Source organism: Pseudomonas sp. NFACC10-1, assembly GCF_900119195.1.
Lineage (GTDB): Bacteria > Pseudomonadota > Gammaproteobacteria > Pseudomonadales > Pseudomonadaceae > Aquipseudomonas > Aquipseudomonas cerasi.
The window spans coordinates 613069-634471 of sequence record NZ_FPJB01000001.1 but is presented as its reverse complement, the minus strand read 5'-3'; the positions used below and the strand labels follow the sequence as shown (position 1 = coordinate 634471).

General features: G+C 59.7%; 19 protein-coding genes. 9 read left to right on the top strand and 10 right to left on the bottom strand.

Annotated elements, in window-relative coordinates:
• The first annotated feature begins 184 nt into the window (after positions 1-184).
• A complete protein-coding gene (locus BT119_RS02590; protein ID WP_072364711.1) occupies positions 185-1441 on the top strand; it encodes an OprD family porin in 1257 nt (418 codons plus the stop codon).
• 54 nt (positions 1442-1495) lie between these two features.
• Here BT119_RS02590 and pcaC read toward each other — a convergent pair whose 3' ends face one another.
• From pcaC to BT119_RS02550, 8 genes are all read right to left on the bottom strand, one after another.
• Positions 1496-1894 (bottom strand): 4-carboxymuconolactone decarboxylase, encoded by a 399-nt coding sequence (gene pcaC, locus BT119_RS02585; RefSeq protein ID WP_060707586.1) that lies wholly within the window; start codon positions 1892-1894, stop codon positions 1496-1498.
• Positions 1891-3252: a 3-carboxy-cis,cis-muconate cycloisomerase gene (locus tag BT119_RS02580; protein WP_072364708.1), complete on the bottom strand. Its 1362-nt coding sequence runs from the start codon at positions 3250-3252 to the stop codon at positions 1891-1893. Before BT119_RS02580 ends, pcaC begins: the two co-directional genes overlap by 4 nt.
• 24 nt (positions 3253-3276) lie before the next feature.
• Positions 3277-4626 carry a 4-hydroxybenzoate transporter PcaK gene (locus BT119_RS02575; RefSeq protein ID WP_044308284.1) on the bottom strand — a complete coding sequence of 450 codons (1350 nt, stop codon included), beginning with the start codon at positions 4624-4626 and terminating at the stop codon, positions 3277-3279.
• Positions 4627-4713: 87 nt separating this feature from the next.
• The gene (pcaG, locus tag BT119_RS02570; protein WP_003366941.1) at positions 4714-5316 is read right to left on the bottom strand and encodes a protocatechuate 3,4-dioxygenase subunit alpha; all 603 of its coding nucleotides are present in this window, start codon (positions 5314-5316) and stop codon (positions 4714-4716) included.
• Positions 5317-5327: 11 nt separating this feature from the next.
• A complete protein-coding gene (pcaH, locus tag BT119_RS02565) occupies positions 5328-6047 on the bottom strand; it encodes a protocatechuate 3,4-dioxygenase subunit beta (protein WP_003366939.1) in 720 nt (239 codons plus the stop codon).
• A 137-nt stretch (positions 6048-6184) separates the two neighbouring features.
• Complete coding sequence (gene pcaQ / locus BT119_RS02560) at positions 6185-7105, bottom strand: pca operon transcription factor PcaQ (RefSeq protein WP_003366937.1); 921 nt, start codon at positions 7103-7105, stop codon at positions 6185-6187.
• Positions 7106-7157: 52 nt separating this feature from the next.
• Positions 7158-7400 carry a glutaredoxin family protein gene (locus tag BT119_RS02555; protein WP_003433025.1) on the bottom strand — a complete coding sequence of 81 codons (243 nt, stop codon included), beginning with the start codon at positions 7398-7400 and terminating at the stop codon, positions 7158-7160.
• A gap of 57 nt (positions 7401-7457) precedes the next feature.
• Positions 7458-8528: an acyltransferase family protein gene (locus BT119_RS02550; RefSeq protein ID WP_072364706.1), complete on the bottom strand. Its 1071-nt coding sequence runs from the start codon at positions 8526-8528 to the stop codon at positions 7458-7460.
• 247 nt (positions 8529-8775) lie between these two features.
• On the opposite strand from BT119_RS02550, the gene BT119_RS02545 reads away from it, so the two are divergent.
• The 7 genes from BT119_RS02545 to BT119_RS02515 all read left to right on the top strand — a co-directional run bounded on the left by BT119_RS02545 (position 8776) and on the right by BT119_RS02515 (position 16606).
• The gene (locus BT119_RS02545; RefSeq protein ID WP_002553118.1) at positions 8776-9090 is read left to right on the top strand and encodes an ElaB/YgaM/YqjD family protein; all 315 of its coding nucleotides are present in this window, start codon (positions 8776-8778) and stop codon (positions 9088-9090) included.
• A gap of 4 nt (positions 9091-9094) precedes the next feature.
• Positions 9095-9487 (top strand): phage holin family protein, encoded by a 393-nt coding sequence (locus BT119_RS02540; RefSeq protein WP_002553117.1) that lies wholly within the window; start codon positions 9095-9097, stop codon positions 9485-9487.
• The gene (locus tag BT119_RS02535) at positions 9484-9840 is read left to right on the top strand and encodes a hypothetical protein (RefSeq protein ID WP_003366928.1); all 357 of its coding nucleotides are present in this window, start codon (positions 9484-9486) and stop codon (positions 9838-9840) included. Before BT119_RS02540 ends, BT119_RS02535 begins: the two co-directional genes overlap by 4 nt.
• 178 nt (positions 9841-10018) lie before the next feature.
• Positions 10019-11350, top strand: coding sequence for a deoxyguanosinetriphosphate triphosphohydrolase (locus BT119_RS02530; protein ID WP_003433027.1), 1332 nt, complete (start codon positions 10019-10021; stop codon positions 11348-11350).
• A gap of 249 nt (positions 11351-11599) precedes the next feature.
• The gene (locus BT119_RS02525) at positions 11600-11992 is read left to right on the top strand and encodes a response regulator (protein ID WP_003366924.1); all 393 of its coding nucleotides are present in this window, start codon (positions 11600-11602) and stop codon (positions 11990-11992) included.
• A gap of 358 nt (positions 11993-12350) precedes the next feature.
• Positions 12351-12977 (top strand): response regulator transcription factor, encoded by a 627-nt coding sequence (locus BT119_RS02520; protein WP_003366922.1) that lies wholly within the window; start codon positions 12351-12353, stop codon positions 12975-12977.
• 8 nt (positions 12978-12985) lie between these two features.
• A complete protein-coding gene (locus BT119_RS02515) occupies positions 12986-16606 on the top strand; it encodes a transporter substrate-binding domain-containing protein (RefSeq protein ID WP_072364701.1) in 3621 nt (1206 codons plus the stop codon).
• Between the two features lie 91 nt (positions 16607-16697).
• Here the strand turns inward: BT119_RS02515 and BT119_RS02510 are convergent, their stop codons facing one another.
• Complete coding sequence (locus BT119_RS02510; RefSeq protein ID WP_003346101.1) at positions 16698-17042, bottom strand: YggL family protein; 345 nt, start codon at positions 17040-17042, stop codon at positions 16698-16700.
• A 338-nt stretch (positions 17043-17380) separates the two neighbouring features.
• On the opposite strand from BT119_RS02510, the gene dacB reads away from it, so the two are divergent.
• A complete protein-coding gene (dacB, locus tag BT119_RS02505; RefSeq protein ID WP_003366890.1) occupies positions 17381-18847 on the top strand; it encodes a D-alanyl-D-alanine carboxypeptidase/D-alanyl-D-alanine endopeptidase in 1467 nt (488 codons plus the stop codon).
• Between the two features lie 55 nt (positions 18848-18902).
• On the opposite strand, the gene BT119_RS02500 is transcribed toward dacB, so the two are convergent.
• Positions 18903-21293 carry a sensor domain-containing diguanylate cyclase gene (locus BT119_RS02500; protein ID WP_072364699.1) on the bottom strand — a complete coding sequence of 797 codons (2391 nt, stop codon included), beginning with the start codon at positions 21291-21293 and terminating at the stop codon, positions 18903-18905.
• Positions 21294-21403: the final 110 nt, after the last annotated feature.

Below are 21403 nucleotides of genomic sequence, written 5' to 3'. Positions count from 1 at the left end.
CTCATATCGACAGATCCGTGAGCATCGCACACCCGTTTGCAGCGCTTCGCAGAAAATGTTCGAACCGGTTCATTAACGTTCGATAATCGCCCAGAACAGCTGTTTCACAATTGCACAGCGCTTTCCGGCATTTCACTATCGCAGCCAGCTACACGACTCAATAACTACAAAAAAGGTCTGCTCCATGCGCGTGAATTCCCCCTGCAAACTCCTTTGCGGCCTGTCAGCGGCCGTCGCTGCAAGCCTGACGCCCATCAGCGGCAACAGCGCCGGATTCGTCGAAGACGCCAAGGTCAATCTGAACCTACGCAACTTCTACATCAACCGCAACTTCGTCGACCCGGCCAACGCACAGAACTACGCCGAGGAGTGGACGCAGAACTTCATCCTCGACGCACGCTCCGGCTTCACCCAGGGCACCGTCGGCTTCGGTGTCGACGCGCTGGGCCTCTACTCGCTCAAGCTCGACGGCGGCAAGGGTACCGGCGGCACGCAATTGCTGCCCATCCATAGCGATGGGCGCCCGGCCGACGACTTCGGGCGACTGGCCGTGGCCGGCAAGGCGCGCTTCTCGAAGACCGAATTGAAAGTCGGCGAGTGGATGCCTGTGCTGCCGATCCTGCGCTCGGATGACGGCCGCTCGCTGCCACAAACCTTTCAGGGCGGGCAGATCACCTCCAAGGAGATCGACGGCCTGAGCCTCTACGGTGGTCAGTTCCGTGGCAACAGCCCGCGCAACGACGCGAGCATGGAAGACATGTCCCTGAATGGCCGTACCGCGTTCACTTCCGACCGCTTCAACTTTGGCGGCGGCGAGTACGTGTTCAACGAAAAGCGCACCCAGGTCGGCGTGTGGTACGCCGAGCTTGAAGATATCTACCACCAGCAATATTTCAACCTGCTGCACAGTCAGCCGTTGGGCAGCTGGACGCTGGGGGCCAACCTTGGCTACTTCCAGGGCAAGGACGACGGTCAGTCGCTGGCCGGCGAGCTGGACAACAAGACCTGGTCAGCGCTGCTTTCGGCACGGCACGGTGGCAACACATTTTATGTGGGCCTGCAGAAAGTCAGCGGCGACAGCGCCTGGATGCGCGTCAACGGTACCAGTGGCGGGACGTTGGCCAACGACAGTTACAACTCCAGCTTCGACAACGCCAGGGAAAAATCCTGGCAGTTGCGCCACGACTATGACTTCGCAGCCTTGGGCGTGCCCGGCCTGACCCTCATGAACCGCTACATCAGCGGCGACAACGTGCATACCGGCGCCATCACCGACGGCGAAGAGTGGGCACGGGAAACCGAGCTGGCCTACGTGTTCCAGAGCGGCGCGTTCAAAAGCCTGTCAGTCAAATGGCGCAACTCCACCATGCGCCGCGACTACAACACCAACCAGTTTGACGAAAACCGCCTGATCGTCAGCTACCCGTTGTCGCTGCTCTGATCCAGACAGAACGCCGCCGTGGCCGATGGCGCGGCGGCGTTCTCGATCACACCCTCAATTGTCCTGCAACGACTCCACGCCCATTTCATCCCACACCGCTTCAGCGAGGTGGAACGTTGCATTGGCCGCCGGAATGCCGCAGTAGATCGCGCTCTGCATCAGCACTTCCTTGATTTCCTCACGGGTCACGCCATTGTTTTTCGCGGCCTTGAGGTGCAGGCGCAATTCGCCTTCTCGATTCATGCCGATCAGCATCGCAATGGTAATCAGACTGCGCGTGTGGCGTGGCAGCCCCGGACGGGTCCAGATATCACCCCAGGCGTGACGGGTGATCATCTCCTGGAATTCTTCATTGAACGGCGTCAGTTTGCTCAGGCTGTTATCGACATGCTTATCGCCCAGCACCGCACGGCGCACCTGCATGCCAGCTTCGTAACGTTCGTCTTCGGTCATCGGGAAATCCTTGTGTGTTCAGCCACGGCACGCTCGACCCAATGGCGAGCCTGGCCAAGGTAATGGGCCGGATCGAGCAGTCGATCCAGCTCGTCGGAAGAAAACTGCTCGCTGATCTGCGGGGTTTCGCCGAGCACCTGACGCAAATGGGCGCCCTGCTCCACCGCACGCCGGCAGCACTGTTCAACCAGATGGTGGGCAGCATCGCGGCCGATACGCTGAGCCAGCGCAATGCTCACTGCCTCGGCGAGAACCAGGCCTTTGGTGGATTGCAGATTGATCGCCATACGCTCGGCATCGACCTGCAGGCCGGGTATCACCTGCAACGCCTGCTGCAGCGAACCGGAAACCAGGCAGCACAGCTCCGGCAAGGTCTCCCACTCGGCATGCCACAGGCCCAGACTGCGCTCGTGCTCCTGCGGCATGGCGGCCAGCATCGTGGCGACCAGCCCCGGTGCACGGGTGGCGGTGCTGATCATGACCGCAGCACCGACCGGGTTGCGTTTGTGCGGCATGGTCGAAGATCCGCCCTTGCCCGGTGCCGAAGGCTCGAAGACCTCGCCCACTTCGGTCTGCATCAGCAGGCTCACGTCGCGCCCCAGTTTGCCGAGGCTGCCGGCGATCAGGCCCAGCAGACCGGCAAACTCTACCAGTCGGTCACGCTGGGTGTGCCAGGGCTGCTCGGGCAACGCCAGTTGCAATTCACCGGCCAGCGCTTCGGCCACCGAAAACGCCTGATCGCCCAGCGCCGCGAGGCTGCCGGAAGCACCGCCGAACTGCAGGCACAGCAGGCGTGGTTTGATCTCGTTCAAGCGCTGTCGATGACGAGTGACCGCGCCCAGCCAGCCGGCGATTTTCATCCCCAAGGTGACCGGCGTGGCCTGTTGCAGCCAGGTGCGTCCAGCCAGCGGCGTGCCAGCATGACGCTGTGCCTGCTCAGCCATCGCATCGGCCAGTCGAGCAAGATCATGCTCAAGCAGTACGATGGCTCGACGCAGTTGCAGGATCAGACCGCTGTCCATCACATCCTGACTGGTCGCGCCCATGTGCACGTAGCGCTCGGCTTCAGCGCTGCGTGCGGCAATCTGTTTGCCCAGCGCCTTGACCAGCGGAATCGCCGAATTGCCGGCGCTGCCGATGGCCATTGCCAGCGCGTCGAAATCGAACAGCCGTGCGTCGCAGCTCAGCTCGATGTCAGCGACCACCTCGGGCGGGATCAGGCCTACTCGTGCCTGTGCCCGAGCCAGTGCAGCCTCGAAATCGAGCATGCCCTGCACCCGGCCTTCATCCGAAAAGATCTCACGCATTTCGGGTTGCATGAAGTAGGCATCGAAAAGTTGATTGCTCGCTCTGTTCACATCACCACTCCAGATTGAAAGGTTTCAGGTAGCGTCCGAATGACTGACCCAGCCCTTGATCAGCACCGCTATCGCGGCAAGCGCCGCCGGAACCACCAGCGCGGTCAGCACCTGCTCGAACGTCCAGCCCAGGCCCAGCAGCGTGGCACCGGCCCACGCGCCGAGAATCGCGCCGAAGCGGCCGATCCCGAGCATCCACGACACGCCCGTGGCACGCCCCTGGGTGGGATAGAAACGCGCTGCCAGTGACGGCATTGCCGACTGTGCGCCGTTGATGCACATACCGGCCAGCAGCACCAATGTCGCCAACAGTGCGACGTTACCCAGACTCTGCCCGACCAGCCAGGCAAATACCCCGGCCAGCGCGTAGGCACAACCAATGACCTTGTGCGGGTTGTAACGATCCATCGCCCAGCCCACGCCTACAGCGCTCAACACCCCGCCGAACTGAAACAGCGCGCCGATGAAGGCCGACTGTTCCATGCTCGCGCCGCTGTCGCGCATCAGCGTCGGCAGCCAGCTGGTCAGCAGGTAAACGATGACCAGGCCCATGAAATATGTCAGCCACAGCAACAGGGTGCCTGCGCTGTACGTGCCGGAAAAAATCACTTTCAGCACATTGCGGCTGCTCACCGTTTTCTGCTCGGGAACGCTGAAGTCAGTGATGCCAGCCAGCGCCTTCGGCGCAATCGGTGCCAGCACTTTGCGAATCCGCTCTGCACCGCGATTGCGTACCACCAGAAACCGCGCCGACTCCGGCAGCCAGACCATCAGCACCGCCGCCAGCAGGATGGGCAGGATGCCGCCCAGCATCAACAGGCTGTGCCAGCCCATGCTGGGGATCAGCTTGGCTGAGACAAAACCGCCGCAGGCCATGCCCAGATTGAAACCGCAAAACATGCTCGTCACCAACAACGACTTGAGCCGTTCCGGGGTGTATTCCGACAGCAACGTGGTGGCATTGGGCATCGCTGCGCCAAGCCCCAGCCCGGTCAACAGGCGCAGCACCAGCAATTGATCGATGTTGCTGCTATAGGCTGAGGCCAGGCTGAAAAGACCGAACAGCAGCACCGCGACCACCAGCACCACCTTGCGCCCGAAACGGTCGGCCAGCGGGCCGGAACCCAGCGCGCCGAACACCATGCCGATCAGCGCGGCACTCATCACCGGCCCCAGACTGGCCCGATCGATCCCCCAATCCTGGCTGAGCGCGGGTGCAATGAAGCCCATTGCGGCAGTATCGAGGCCGTCGAGAAACACGATCAGAAAACACAGCGCAACCACTCGCCACTGATAGCCGGACAGCGGTTGCGCATTGATGAAAGCCTGAACGTCGAGCGTACTCGACGCAGGGCTGCTGGCGGAAAGCGTCATGAAGGTGTCCTTTTATTTTTATAGGGTCGCCTGCCGATGCAGGCGCCTTGAAACGCACGCACATTGATTTCTGAATCGACAAGCGATTCAGAAATCGAAAAACACTGTCTCGCCTTCACCCTGCACACGGATATCAAAACGATAGGCCGTCTGCCCCTCGTGCGTGCAACGGCGCGCCACCAGGGTTTCGCGACGCGGGGGCTGCTCGATCAGATTGAGCACCGGGTCCTGCGCATTCGCCTGGGCTTCGTCGTCGAAATACAGCCGCGTCTGCAGATGAATATTGATGCCACGGGCAAACAGCGAGACATTGATGTGCGCCGCCATCGGCACACCCGCCGCATTGCGCGCCGAGCCTGGCTTGATGGTCTTGAGGATCCATTGACCATCGTCCGCGGTAGCCGTGCGACCAAAGCCGTTGAACGGCCTGTCCGGGTCGAATTCGCTGTGATACGCGCCCTGATGATCCGCCTGCCAGAATTCCAGGTAGGCATCACGGATCAGATGACCGTTGCCGTCGAAGACGTTGCCCAGCAACACGATATGCTCGCCGGGCGCCTCGGGCCTGGCCATCTCGTTCCAGATTTCCAGTTCGCGGGTCGGGTTGCCGGCCACCTGTGGTGCAAGACCGATGTGGACGTAAGGGCCAGCGGTTTGCGAAGGGGTTTCCTGCAGCAATTGAACGGGCATGTCGGGCCTCCTCAGCAATTTTCGAAGTGAGTCTTGCGCTGGCCGCGCAACACGATATCAAAGCGGTACGCCAGGCAATCCATCGGATTGCCCATGCCCAGGTCGAGCCTGGCAATCAGGCTCTGCACGGCGTCCGGATTGGCGATGGCCTTGACGATCGGGCAGATCGGAATCAGCGGATCGCCTTCGAAATACAACTGGGTAATCAGGCGTGTGGCAATCGACGGCCCGCTGATCGACACGTGAATGTGCGCCGGGCGCCAGTCGTTGGGACCGTTGCGCCACGGGTAAGGCCCTGGCTTTACGGTACGGAAGCTGTAATTGCCTTCGCTGTCGGTCAGTGCACGTCCGACGCCGCCGAAATTGGGATCGATGGGCGCCAGATAGGCATCGCGCTTGTGGCGATAACGCCCACCGGCGTTGGCCTGCCAGATCTCCACCAACGTGTGCGGAATCGGCTTTCCGTACTGATCGCAGACCCGCCCGGCCAGCAGGATACGCTCGCCGATGGGCAGACCGCCGTTGTTGAAATTGAGCAGCAGATCGTTATCGTGCTGACCGAATTTCAAATGCGAGAAATCCGGGCCGGTGGTTTCGGAAATGGACTGCGGGATACTGACCAGCGCCTGACGCGGCGAGCGCAGGATCGAGGTCTTGTAATCAGGGGTGAGAGCTTTTGGATGCCAGTTTCGGTCACGAATGACGAAGCGGCTGTTGTCCGCGGCAGACATGGCGTTCTCCTCGTTTTTCTTATGGGGCGCGCAGGCGTGGGTCACATGCGCTACAGGCTGCGGCGAAGTGTCGCGCGATCCATGCTTATAGAGAACTGAAATAAACCCCATGATCCATAACCAATTGGTTATGGATGCTAGACATTGCGATAGGCCTCTCCAAGGCTCCGCAGTTCGTCCACGCACCACTGCGCTGCGCGCGTGAGTGGCAAGGCCGGGTTGCTGCACAAACCGACCGAGCCGCCCGGTTCACGAATACCCATGTCCAGCTCCACCAGCGTGCCGCCTTTCAACTCCAGCGACACGGCATCCAGTGGCGCGATCCACACCGCATCGCTGCATTGCACATAGCGGCGGCTGAGGGTGAGCGAGAGGGTTTCAAGGCGTTGACGCGGCATGCGGATACCGCACTGCACGAACAGGCTGTCGGCAAACTTGCGGATGGTGGTGCCTGCCAGCGGCAATACCAGCGGGAATTGCTCCAGACTTTCGGGCTTGAGCGGCGCAGCCAGCAACGGGTGATCGCTGCGCACCACCAGCGTCATCGACTCGTTGTACAGGTGCTCGAACGTCAGGCCCTGAATCTGCGGGCTGTCTGTCATGCGCCCGACCACCAGATCCAGCTCCCCTACCCTCAATTGCGACAGCAGATACGCGCTGGGCCCGGTCATCACGCTGACGATCAGCGCCGGGTGCCGCTGGTGCAGGCGATGAACGACCTCAGGCACCAGCAGGCTTTCGGCTGTCGACAGTACACCCAGTCGTGCAGTGACGGTGTCATGCTCACCCGAGCGCAGGCTGCTGACGCCCTCGCGCAGGGCCTGCACGCTGGGCCCGGCAAACCGCATGAACGCCACGCCGGCTTCGGTGAGTGCCGCGCCGCTCTTGCTGCGCACGAATAACGTGGTGTCGAGCAGGGTTTCCAGCTCTTTGAGACTTTTCGACAGCGCAGGCTGACTGATCGCCAGAACGTCGGAAGCACGCGCCAGACTGCCCTGCCGGGCCACTTCGAGAAAGCAGACCAGATGGCGAAATTTGATGCGTGTATCGATATTCACTGCGCGTCGTGTCCGGTAAATGAAAGGGAATGCAGCTCAACGACAAGGCAGCTCAGCGACTCAGAAACGACGCCACTTGAGGCGCGTCAAATGGCCAGTCCAGCTCGTCGCCGGTGTCGATCCGACGCAACACAGGAACGCGCAACTCATAGCGTTCATGCAGTTGCTCATCCTCGCAGATGTCGACCAACTCAACCAGCAGGCCGTGCTCAATGGCAAACGGCAGTAAAACTGCTTCGGCAACCTCGCACAGCGGGCATCCCAGGGTGCTGAACAGCTGGCATTCGGGGGTCATGAGTCGATCCTCGGCGAATCCTCGGTAAGCGGAAATTATTCTAGGCGCGCACCGGGATCACGTCGACACCCGGAAATGCGCCTTGCTGAACGCATTGGCGCGGTCCAGCACCGGTTTCTCGAAACAGCGGTAACCGACCCAGCCATAGCACAGCGCCGCAGCCATCATCAGCAGCGCGAAAAACAGGTTGTCCAGGTAGCTTTCGGGCCAGGCCCCCACCAGACTCCAGACCCTGCCGATCACCCCCAGCACCAGCAGATGAGACAGATAGATCGTGTAGGACATATCGCCCACGGCAACCAGAAACACCGGCACCACCAGCTGTCGGCGCCGTTCGAGCAAGGCCAGCGTCACCACCAGTATGCCGAACGTGCCGCCGACCATGAGCATGCGCAGCAGCCCCTGACTTTCGTACAACCGGTAATAGCCGATCAGGGGCACCGCCGCCAACAACGCGACACCGAGCAGCAACCAGACCGCAGCCGTCGGCACGCGGGCACTGTGGCGACCGTAAAAGAACAAGGCCAGCGCGGCACCCAGCATGAATTCGAGGGCGTAGGGATGCAGGATGATCTTCACGGCCGAGGAATAGTCCTGCCAGTCTGCCAGCGTATTGAACACCACGATGATCATGCCCCAAACACCGAGCAGAAACGGCAGACTGCGCTCGCGAAACAGCAGGAAGCCGGAGAACACCACGTAGAACCACAGCTCGAACAGCAGCGACCAGGCCACCATCACCAGCAGCACCTTGTCGTTGGGCAACAGCAGGAACGACATGATCAGATTGGACGAGCCATGCCCGCTGTTGACCATGCCCGGCTGCACCAGATAAACCGCCAGGGTGATGAAAAAGTACAACCAGTAGGTGGGATAGATCCGCGAGACCCGATTGAACAGAAAGCGCTGAGCCTCGACTCCGCTCTGAAAACGGCCACGGCTGACAATCACCATGACGAATCCGCTGATGACGAAAAACAGATCGACGCCCAACTGAAAAAAATCGAGCCAGGGCGGCAAAAGGATATCGCCACCGGAAAACTTGCTCTCCACCGACATCATGTGAAACAACACAACGCCAAGGACCGCTACGCCCCTGAGCCCCTGCAGGGAATACAGCCGCTCCATGCCTCTCTCCATTCAACGGATGTCGCGCGCGCCAGGCCATCCCGTGGTCACGCGTGTGGAGCATAGCCAATGGCCAGAAATACGGAACCCCAATCTTCCAGTGCTTGCGGTTTTTCCTGGCAGATAGTTTTGGAGTAAGGTGCAGCGGCTGCGTAAAGCCTGATCGAACACGATACGCCAATCGAAGTGAACCTTCAGGAATCACCTGTACTCGAAACATTCATACGCCCACCAAACGGAGAACATCATGGCCCGCCAAACTGCACAGAATGCTCAGGAAATCCTGAGAGCCGACTTCCAGGTACTGGTTGCCGACACTGAGAAATTGCTGGCGCATACCGCCTCTCTCGCTGGTGATCAGGCCGATGAACTGCGCGCCCAGATCCGCGAAAGCCTGCTGCGTGCCAAGGAAACCCTGAAGACCACCGAAGATTCGTTGCGCGAGCGCGGCGAAGCTGCAGTGATCGCCACCGAAGATTACGTTCAGAACAACCCCTGGCAGTCCGTCGGTATCGCCGCAGGTGTCGGCTTTCTGATCGGTCTGCTGGCTACAAGGCGCTAACATCATGACTCTGGGAACGGAATCAGCACCGCCCGAGGGAACTCCGGGCTCTTCACCGCGGCGCCTGGGCGCTGCCTTCCTTGGCCTGTTGCACACTCACGTCGAGCTGTTCGGCATCGAATTGCAGGAACAGAAAGCGCGAACCGTCAGCCTGCTGCTGTTCGCCGGTCTGGCACTGGTTTTCGGCCTGCTGCTGCTCACTGGGCTCTCGGCCTTGCTGCTGATCGTTCTGTGGGACAGCTATCGCCTGGCCGGCATCGTCGGCCTGTGTACGTTTTACCTGCTGGCCGCGATTTTCTGTGGATTGCGCCTCAAGGCAGCGATCTTCGACGAGTCTTCGCCCTTCCATGCGACCCTCGAAGAACTGGCCAATGACCGCGAGCGATTGATGCCATGAGTGAACCCAAGTCGCACCAGAGCAATACCCGTCGAGAACTGCGCAAGGCATTGATTCGCTTGCGCATGGAAATGCACCGCCAGGAAATTCGCCACGAATCTGCGCAACTGATGCAACCGTTGCAACGCTTTCGCGGCATCCGTCACGACTGGAAAAGCGCGCTGGGCTTTCGCCACGCGCCGCTCTGGGGCGTGGGCTCGGTTGCCCTGCTGGGTTTTCTGAGCGGCAAACGCGCCAAGACCGGACGTACCAGCCTGCTGGGTCGCCTGTTGAAGCTGGGCATCACGTTGACGCCAGTGGTCAAGGTCGCCATGCAAACGCGCGCCCTGCAGAATCGCAATCGCAAAGTCTGATTGCGCCATGCGTCCAGCGTGACCCAGGCCTGACTGTATCGGCCTGAATATAAATGCCCGCTCCGGTATTCCGGAGCGGGCATTTGTTTTTCTACGGGCCTGTTTTCATCAATGCAGCCCTTGCGGCAGGCGTGTCGAACCGGGAAGCTACGCCCCTATTACTGACGGAGTGAACGCATTGGATTGGCAAACGCTGCTTAACCGCGAACGACTGGGCAAGACCCTGCACAGCCCCGAGGAACTGGGGCGCAGTCCGTTTCACAAGGACCATGACCGGATCATCTTTTCCGGGGCCTTTCGCCGCCTGGGGCGCAAGACCCAGGTGCATCCGGTGTCCAGCAACGATCATATTCATACGCGCCTGACCCACTCGTTGGAAGTCAGTTGTGTCGGCCGTTCGCTGGGGATGCGCGTCGGCGAAACGCTGCGCTCTGCCCTGCCCGACTGGTGCGATCCGAGCGACCTGGGCATGGTCGTGCAATCGGCCTGCCTGGCGCACGACATCGGCAATCCGCCGTTCGGTCACTCGGGCGAAGATGCGATTCGCAACTGGTTCAATCAGGCGGCCGGGCGCGGCTGGCTTGATGCGATGAGCGACACCGAGCGCAATGATTTTCTCAATTTCGAAGGCAATGCCCAGGGCTTTCGGGTGCTGACGCAGCTGGAATACCACCAGTTCGACGGCGGCACCCGCCTGACCTACGCCACGCTGGGCACTTACCTCAAATACCCGTGGACCGCGCGCCACGCAGATTCGCTGGGCTACAAGAAGCACAAGTTCGGCTGCTATCAGAGCGAACTGCCGATTCTTGAGCAGATTGCCGGCAAGCTGGGTTTGCCGCAGCTCGAAGATCAACGTTGGGCGCGCCATCCGCTGGTGTATCTGATGGAGGCTGCCGACGACATCTGTTACGCCCTGATCGACCTGGAAGACGGTCTGGAGATGGACCTGCTCAACTACGCAGAAGTGGAATCACTTTTGCTCGGGCTGGTCGGTGATGATCTTCCGGAAACCTACCGGCAACTGGGCCCGGGCGACTCACGGCGGCGCAAACTGGCAATCCTGCGCGGCAAGGCCATCGAACACTTGACCAACGCGGCCGCCAGAGCCTTCGTCGAGCAGCAGGATGCCTTGCTGGCCGGCACCCTGCCTGGCGACCTGGTCGAGCACATGCACGGTCCGGCCAAACGCTGTGTGCTGAATGCCAAGGACATGGCGCGCAAGAAAATCTTCCAGGACAAGCGCAAGACCCTGCATGAAATCGGTGCCTACACCACGCTGGAGATCCTCCTCAATGCGTTCTGCGGCGCGGCCGTCGAACAGTTCGGCGGCAGGACGCCATCGTTCAAGCATCGGCGCATCCTCGACTTGCTGGGTAACAGTGCGCCCGATCCCAAGGCACCGCTGCATACCTCGTTCCTGCGCATGATCGACTTCATCGCGGGCATGACCGACAGCTACGCCAGCGAAATGGCCCGGGAAATGACCGGCCGCTCCGGACAGATATAGCCTCCCTCGACCCGCCCGCTGCCTGAACGGATGCAGGCAAAAGGCTGGTCAGACTGATTGCCTCGCAAAACTCAGACAGGCCCTACAAGCATGTCGGACGGGTCCTATCGCAGGTTTTCTTGCATCCCTCAATAATTCCAGCCACTTCAACTGCCATCCGGCACGTCATCCATCCGCCTGCGATACTCACGGGTCCGCACGCCGCCTGCCGATGCCTGAACGCTTCGCCAGGGCCTTTCCGGAACGCTCATGTCCACACATAGCCTGCGCATCCTTCTGGTGGAAGATCACCCGTTTCAACTGATTGCCACCCAAGTGCTGCTCAACAATCATGGCTACTTCCTGCTGACTCCCGTGCTTACGGCTGCCGAGGCGATGGCCGCCATGCAACGCAGTGCCGAACCCTACGGGCTTGTGTTGTGCGACCAGTGCCTGCCGGACATGTCGGGCCTCGACCTGATCGACGAGGCATCCCGACACGGCTGGCTGCGCCAGGCCATTCTGCTCAGCGGCTTGCCGGATACACAGCTTGAAAACCTGCAGCAACTCGCCCTGCAGCGCGATCTCCCTCTGCTCGGTTGCCTGAGCAAACCCCTGCACGGACCCGACCTCAGCCGCCTGCTGGGGCACCTCGTTGACTGACATCGGCAACCCGGCTTTATGCGCTTTTGGATATCCCGGGTAAAAACCGGTACATACCTTAAACCGGCAAACCGTACCGCTTACATTCGACGTTCAGACGCGTAGGAAATTATCAGTCAACATGAATGATGATTCCAGAAAGTAATAAACATTGGGTGCATCGCTCGCCAAACACACAATGAAATAAGCGTTAACGTTTAAACACACTTGTGTTCTACGTAGGCTTTTACGTACTCCGATACGCTAATTTTTGTAGGACTTTTCCTATATATGCCTGCCGAGCAAGTCTCTTTATGTGCCTGCCCGAACATCTGAGCTAAGGTGCGCGCTTTCTTCACTGCTTGTTATGGAATGGAATATGAACTCAGTTTTTATCATCGACGATCACCCGGTCATCCGGATGGCGGTAAGAATGCTTCTGGAGAACGAAAACTATGAGGTGGTCGGCGAAACCGATAACGGTGTCGACGCCATGCAAATGGTTCGTGAATGCATGCCCGACCTGATCATCCTCGATATCAGCATTCCCAAGCTCGACGGCCTTGAGGTGCTGGCTCGTTTCAATACGATGGGGCTGTCCTCCAAGATTCTGGTGCTGACGTCGCAAACTCCCAACCTGTTTGCCATTCGCTGCATGCAATCGGGCGCCTCGGGTTATGTGTGCAAGCAGGAAGACCTTAGCGAGCTGCTCAGTTCGGTGAAAGCGGTATTATCCGGCTACAATTACTTTCCCAGTCAAGCGTTGACGTGCGCAGTTCGTGAAGATGGACAGACCCACGAGCTGGAGCTGTTCAAGTTGGTCAATGACCGCGAACTGATGGTATTGCAGTTATTTGCCCAGGGCCGTTCCAACAAGGAAATAGCCAAGGGTATGTTTCTCAGTAACAAAACCGTCAGTACTTACAAAACGCGACTGATGCAAAAACTAAAAACAAGAACCTTGGTAGAACTTATCGAGATGGCAAAACGCAACGCGCTAGTGTGAGAAAACGGATGCCCAAGCGCTTCAGACAATTATTAATACTGGCTACAAGCCTGTGCACAGGCTGGGGTGCTGAGGCCGGTCCTCATGCGGCCGATCACTATACCCTGCTCGGTCGCTCGAGCCCGGCGCACATGGATGTGAAGCTGGACAGTCACCAGTGGCAGTGGGTGCGCGGTCAACGCGAACTGATTCTCGGCACCTCGAACCCCGATTACCCGCCCTTTGATATCACGATGTCGGGTAACGATTACGAAGGCATCACTGCCGATTATGCAGGGATCATTTCGGATGCGCTGGACCTGCCCGTCAGGGTTCAGCGTTTCGAAACCCGTGATGCGGCGATCAAGGCCCTTGCCGCAGGCCAGATCGATCTGCTGGGTACCGCAAACGGTTTTGAAGCCATCGATCGAAACATCAGGCTTTCGCAGCCCTACTCGGTGGATCAACCCGTTCTGGTCACCCGGGTCGGAGACACCCGCCCCCTGAACGAGGGCCTGAAAGGCATGCGGCTGAGCATGGTCTATCACTACCTGCCGCCTGCCGAGGTCGAAGCGTCCTATCCAGGCGCAACGCTGAAAACCTATCCCTCTTTTCAGAACGCCATCAACGCAGTCGCTTTCAATCAGGCGGACGTGTTTCTGGGCGATACGATTTCCACCCAATACATCATCAACAAGGGTTATCTGAACAACGTGCAGATGTCGAATTTCGGCCAGCACGAGCCCAACGGTTTCAGCTTCGCGGTCAGCAACGAAAACACGCAACTGCTGGGCATCATCAATCAGACGCTGAAAGCCATCCCCGTCGATGAACGCATCAATATTTCCAGACGCTGGAGCACGGGCAGCGACCTGATGCTCACCGACCAGAAGCTGCAACTGACGCAACGCGAGGAACGCTGGATCGCGCAGCACCCGACCGTACGCGTGGTCGTCAACGAAGCGTATGCGCCGCTGACATTCTTCGATGCCAAGGGTAACTTTCGCGGCATCACCGCAGACTTGCTCGAACTGGTGCGTCTGCGTACCGGGCTTAGGTTCGACGTCAAACGCTCGCCCAGCCTGACCGACATGCTCAATCAGGTCAGCGAAGGCCAGGCCGACATGATCGGCGCGCTGGTGTCCAGTGATGCGCGTGAGGACCGCTTGAGCTTCACCCGGCCCTACATCGACAACTCGTTCGTGCTGGTCACCCACAAGGGCCAGGGTGCCCCCAGCTATCTGGAGCAGATGGACGGCAAGCGTCTGGCGATCACCCAAGGCAGCCCGATGCTGGACTGGCTAAGCCGCAAATACCCCAGGGTCGTGCCGCTGGAGATCGACAATCCATTCCAGGCGCTGGACATGTTGTCGCTGGGCAGAGCGGAAGGTGCGGTCATCTCGCTGCTCAGCGCGGACTATTTCCTGTCTTCCGGCATCTTCGAGGAGCGTTTGCAGATGACCGCCACCGTCGGCGAGGATCCGGCGCTGATTTCGATGGCGACCTCACGCAATGCCATCGAGCTGAGTTCGATTCTCGACAAGGCGCTGGCGAGTATCGCGCCGCAGGATCTGGCAGCGATCAACAACCGATGGCGCGTCTACACCCCCTCACGCGCCAACTGGCATGACTATGAGCGGCTGATCTATCAGATTGTGGTGGGTGCAGGCCTGTTGCTGCTGGGCCTGCTGGCCTGGAATGCCTGGATGCGCCGGCAGATACGTCAGCGCGAGGCTGCGGAACGAGCGCTGGGCGATCAGTTCGAGTTCATGCGCGCGCTGGTCGAGGGTACACCGCATCCAATCTACGTACGGGATCGCGAAGGTATGCTGCGCATGTGCAATGACAGCTACCTCAGGGTTTTCTCCGCGCAAAGGGAGGACATCATCGGCAAGAGTGCTACCGAAGGGGTGCTGGGCAATGCCTTCGAAGCCCGGGAATATGCTGCCGACTATCAGCGGGTCATGGCCAGCAATACCGCACTGATCCTCGACCGCCCTCTGCGCATTGGCGATCGACAGTTGACCATCTACCACTGGATCCTGCCGTTTCGTGACTCTCTGGGCGAAGTGCAGGGCATTATCGGTGGCTGGATCGACATCAGCGAGCGTCGCCAGCTCATCGAGGACTTGCAGGCTGCCAAGGAGCAGGCCGACGCCGCCAGCCGGGCCAAGAGCACCTTCCTTGCCACCATGAGCCATGAAATCCGCACGCCCATGAATGCAGTGATCGGCATGCTGGAACTGGCGCTCAAACGTGCCGATCACGGCGAACTGGATCGCTCCGCCATCGAAGTCGCCTACAGTTCGGCCAACGACCTGCTCGACCTGATCGGCGATATCCTCGACATCGCCCGCATCGAATCCGGGCGGCTGTCACTCAACCCCGAGCGGGCGAATCTGCGTCGTCTGGTGGAATCGGTGCTCAGGGTATTCGACGGTCTGGCGCGGCAGAAGGACCTCGAGCTGGTACTGGAACTGGACAGCAGGATCAATGCCGACGTATTGATCGACCCGCTGCGCTTCAAACAGATACTGTCCAACCTGGTCAGCAATGCCATCAAGTTCACCCCGATGGGGCGGATCAAGGTCGTACTGCAGGCAGCCGAAAGTCCGGACCCGCAACTGCTGCATCTGCACATCACCGTTCAGGACAGCGGCATCGGCATCAGTTTCGAAGACCAGCAACGCCTGTTTGAACCGTTCGCTCAGGCCGATAACACCGGACAAATGGCGCGTACCGGCGCCGGGCTCGGGCTGGTGATCTGCCGCAGCCTGTGCATGATGATGGGCGGCAATCTCTCGCTCGACAGCACACCGGGGCACGGTACCCGGATCAGCATGAACCTGGTGCTGACCACACTTGAAGCGCTGACCGGGCAGCCCGTCGTTGCGCAACCGGCAGCCGTCGTTCATCAGGCACTCAGAATCCTGATCGTCGACGATCATCCGGCCAATCGACTGCTGCTTTGCCAGCAGCTCGGCTTTCTAGGCCATCACTGCGAAATGGCCGAAAACGGCGCGCAAGGGCTCGAGCGCTGGAAGACCGATACCTTCGATCTGGTCGTCGCCGATTGCAACATGCCGATCATGAACGGCTACGACATGACCGCGGCTATCCGCGAACAGGAGCGCGCCTGCGAACGCGAACGCTGCCCGGTCTGGGGCTTCACGGCCAACGCGCAGCCCGACGAGATAGAACGCTGCCGGGCGGCAGGCATGGACGATTGCCTGTTCAAACCCATCAGCCTCTCGATGCTCAGCGAGCGGCTGGCAGCCATTGCCCCGCTGGCGCCCCCGCGGGCCCTGCCCTTCAGCCTCGACAGCGTCAGCAACCTGACCGGTGACCGTCCTGAAATGGTTGAGCGCCTGCTCGCGCAACTGCTGCACAGTAACCACGAAGACCGGCTGTTGCTCGCCAGACTGATGCCGAAAAACAATCGTCAGAAAACCCGTGACCTGGCGCACAGGATCAAGGGCGCAGCACGGATCATCCAGGCTTCAAGGGTGGTCGACGCCTGTGATGCACTCGAACTGGCCTGCGAACCGGACACGCCGGATGAACAGTTTCGCACCTGCCAGCAGGCGGTCGAACTGGCCATGATCGAGCTTGAGGACGCACTGATGCTGCAACAGGCGAAGCCTGACTGAGCGAGCGCTGAAGACGGTATGGCGAGGGTATGTACGAAAGGGTGCGCGGGAACAGGCAAGGGAAGCAGGCGCTGGCCTGCTTCCCGCTACATCAGGCGGCCGGATTGATTTCTTTTTCCGGGTACCAGACGTCGATCAGCGGGCTGACAGTGACTTCTGTCAGTTCGCTGCGGCCCTTGAGCCAGGCTTCGACAGCAGCACGCTGCTCTTCGCTGACCGAGCCACGCTTGCTCAGGCAAACCAGACCGAAGTCGTCGCCGCCCACATAGCCAAGACCGTTGGCTTCCATTGCTTCTTTCAGGAAAGCGTCAAGGAAAGCATCGATTGCCTTGTCGTCCAGCTCTTGCTTGAAGTCCAGGTTCAGTTCGAAACCCAATTCCTGGAACTCGTCCACACACAGTTTCTTGCGCAGACGGCGGGAGCGGTTAGTGGCCATGGGACAATCCTCATCAATAAATATCGGGCGGCACTTTACCAGCTTGGCAATTTAAAAGCCCGACAATTACAGCAGGTGATGGATATCCGGCCTTGCAGCAGCCGGCGATGCCGAATCAATAAAAAATAGCATTTACGGGCTTACCCCCCGGTCACAAGCCTGCCCCGCTTGGGGCATAATGCGACTCGTTTCATGCGTGGCATTGCGTGTTACGAAAAAAGCCCGCCGCGCATTCACTACTATAGTTATCGAAATCGAATCGCCATTTGCAATAGTTACCGAGGGAATTCATCCATGCCCTCTTTTTCGTTTCCCTCTTTGCAGTAGGGTTTTAGTCAATGATCAAGTCGCTACGTCCATTGTTGCTCGCGTCACTTTTTTTGCCCTTGGCTCTGCCCTCCTACGCCGCCGTCATCAACACCACGCTGCCCCCCAAGGTTCAACAGGCTATGAAAGCCAGCAAACTCAGCGATGACGCACTGTCGCTGGTGATGTTGCCGCTTAACGGCCCGGGCACGCCGACCGTGTTCAACGCCGACGTATCGGTCAATCCGGCTTCTACCATGAAGCTGATCACCACTTATGCGGCCCTGGAAATGCTCGGCCCGACCCATCAGTGGAAAACCGAATTCTTCACCGACGGCACTCTGAGCAATGGCGTGCTTCGCGGCAACCTGTACCTCAAGGGCGGTGGCGATCCCAAGCTGAATATGGAAAAGCTCTGGCTGCTGATGCGTGACCTGCGCGCCAACGGTGTACAGCAGGTGACCGGCGACCTGGTACTGGACCGCAGTCATTTTGTGCAACCGCAATTGCCGGTGTTCAACGATGACGGCAATGACGACAACAAGCCGTTTCTGGTCAAACCCGACGCGCTTATGGTCAACCTCAAGGCGCTGCGATTCGTGACCCGTAATGACGATGGCAGGATTCTGGTCTCGGTCGAGCCGCCGATTGCCAGCATCCGCATTGATAATCAGGTCAAGGCAAGCGCCTCGAAGCAATGCACCGGGGATGTGCGCTACAACCCGGTCACCCAGGCCGATGGCAGCGTCAACGTGACGGTCACCGGCCAGCTGGGCAATGGCTGCAACTCACAGACCTACCTGTCACTGCTGGACCATCCGACCTACGCGGCCGGCGCAGTGCGAGCCATCTGGCAGGAACTGGGCGGCACCATTCAGGGCAAGGACCGCGTTGGCGTGCTGCCCGGCAATGCCAAGTTGCTGGCCAAGGCCTTTTCACCGGACCTGGTGGAAGTCATTCGTGACATCAACAAATTCAGCAACAACACCATGGCCCAGCAACTGTTCCTGAGCCTGGGCGAAGAGTTCCGCAACGAAGCAGACGGTGACGACGGCAAGGCCGCGCAACGTGTCATCCGTCAGTGGCTGGCGAAGAAAGGCATCACTGCGCCGCATCTGGTCATGGAGAACGGCTCCGGGCTTTCGCGGGCCGAGCGTGTCAGCGCGCGTGAAATGGCGGTGATCCTGCAAGCGGCCTGGCGCAGCCCCTATGCGGCCGAATTCATGAGCTCAATGCCGCTGGCCGGCCTCGACGGCACCATGCGCAAGCGACTCAAACGCACCCCGCTGCTGGGCGAGGCGCACATCAAGACCGGCACCCTGAATACCGTACGCGCGATTGCCGGCTTCAGCCGCGACAGTAACGGCAACACTTGGGCAGTCGTGGCGATCCTCAACGACCCGCGTCCGTTCGGCGCATCCTCGATACTCGACGAGGTACTGATCGATCTGTATCGACAGCCCAAGCTGACCAACACCACGGTCTCGATCCAGCAATAACCAACCGATACTGGCCATCAACAACAGACCCGCTGTCGCAGCGGGTCTGTCTTCATCAGCGTTGCTCGGGCTCGACCCGATCGCGACCGGCCTGTTTCGCCGCATAGACACCCGAGTCGGCGCGCAGCAACATCGCGTCCACACCCTCACCCTCGCGCCAGCTGGCGATCCCGAAGCTGCCCGTGACCACCTGATCGACGCCTTCGATAACCTGCTTGCGCAGTTCATCGCGCAGGCTCAGTGCCAGTTGATAGGCCTGGGCACCGCGCGTTCCCGGGCAGATCACCATGAACTCTTCGCCACCCAGGCGGCAGAACACATCATCGCTGCGCAGCCGCTGGCTGATCTTTTCCGAAATGGCCTTGAGCACCTGATCGCCTGCGGCATGCCCGAAGCGGTCATTGATCCGTTTGAAGTGATCGATATCGAGCATGATGACCGACAGGTTACCGCCGTGCCGGTCGATTCTTTTCAGCTCGGACTGCATCCGGTCCTGAAAGTAGCGCCGATTATAGGCACCGGTCAGCACGTCAGTGACCGACAGCGCACGCAACTCCTGCTCGACGCGCTTGAGGTCGGTGATATCGGACACAAAGCCATGCCACAGCACGCTGCCATCGGCCAGGCGCTCAGGCGTCGACGCCGAGCGTAGCCAGCGCAAACCCTTGCGTGGCAGATCGACGCGGTACTCCTGACTCCACGGTGTCAGGTGTTTGGCGCTGATCAGAATGGAGCTTTTGACCCGTGTCAGATCCACCGGCTGTATGCGTTGCAGGATAGTTTCAGAGTCGCCCAGCAACTGCTCTTCATCCACTTCGAACAGCTCGCACATGCCGGCGCTGGCGTACCTGAAACGCGCGCTGCCATCAACGGCCAGATGGTACTGGTAAATACCGCCTGGGACTTGCGAGCCGAGCTTTTTCAGCAACTGCCCCTGCTCGGCAAGGGCCTGATTGACACGCTTGTGCTCGGTAACGTCGATGCACACGGCCAGATACCCGGTCCAGAGCCCCTGATCGTCACGCACCGCGGTGACCAGCATATTCACCACCAGCGTGCTGCCATCGCTGCGCTGCAGGGTCCACTCCTGCGAAGGGTGGTTACCATCCTGCACGGCGTCGAGAAACATCAGTTGCGAGGCGCTGATCGGTTGCCCGCGGCTTTTGCTCAAGCGGCTCGCTCGGGCCTCCAGATCAGCAGACTGATAAAAGTCCATGAGGCGAAACCTGCCCAGCACATCCTCCTGTGCATAGCCGAGCATTTTCTGTGCCCCGACATTGAACGTCTTGATCAGCCCGTCCAGATCGGTCGCGATGATTGCCACTTCTGTTGCCGCATCCAGCACACTGCGCAGTTGACCGTGCGCAGCCCTCAATTGTTGCTCGCGCTGGCGCAGCTCGCGGGTACGCTGCGCCACCCGTTGCAAGGCGCGCTGACGCTGGCTGATCAGGCTGTAGAGCAAGGCACTGAGCATCAGGCTCAAAAGTCCTCCAAGCCACAGCACCCGACCGGGCATCATGATCTGGTTATTCAGACTGAAAATCTGCGTAGGGCGAACCTCGACCAGATAATCCCTGTCGCCCAGGCTCAGCAGGCTGCTGGCGTACAGCTGATTGCGTATTGCGGGGAGCGGAGACTGGTAGACCTGCTCGGGCGTTTCCGGCGAACTGAGGTCGAGCATGGTCACGGCAAGGTTGTCCTGCTCCGCCGTTCCAACGTTCATCAATTGCGTCAGGCTGATCACTGCGGTGACGTAGCCCCTCAATGGCGGAACCGGCTGGCCAATCGAGAACACCGGTGCGACCAGCAAAATGCCGTAGGTATCGGACGGCTCCAGGGACAGCAGGCGAATACGAGGCGTTGCGACCGTTCGTTTCAGCAAGCGCGCACGCTCCAGAGCGGCACGCCGCACCGGCTCGGAAGCAATATCAAACCCCGCTGGCGTTGGAATGTTGCTGAGGGTCTGGATGAATCGAACCGGGAAGTATTCATTTCGCACGGCGGCGATTTTCAAGGCGCCGTTTTCATCCATCTCGCGTATGGCATACCCGGGCGATCCTTCCTCACGCGACTGTCGTTCAAAGGCTGCACGCTCGGCCTGCAGCACCCTCGGGTTCCAGGCATACGCCTGGGTGCCAATCAGCAACGGCGCGACAAACCCGTCGAATTCGGACAGTTCAACCTGATGGGAGTAGATAAAGAAGCGAGCCAACGTGTCGAGCCGGGTGACCTGCCGGTCCAGACGCTCCTGCAGGCGACTGAAGCGTTCCGCGGCAACCATGTCGAAACGCTGACGCAACTGGCGCTGATACAACTCGTTATCGGCCAGCGCCAGCATGATCGTAAGTGCCGTACCGATGAGCAATACCAACACTGCGATAAGCCACGCTGATCGCTGACCATTGATGAAACTCAGAATTCTCAGCTTGAACCGTTTCACTGTCATACACACAAACTCATGACGCCAACATACGGAAGCGTCAGGCTGGCTATGACTTCTGTTATAGCTATTCGCCAGTAATTTTCATAGGCTTATGGCGGTTTCAGGACGATCCG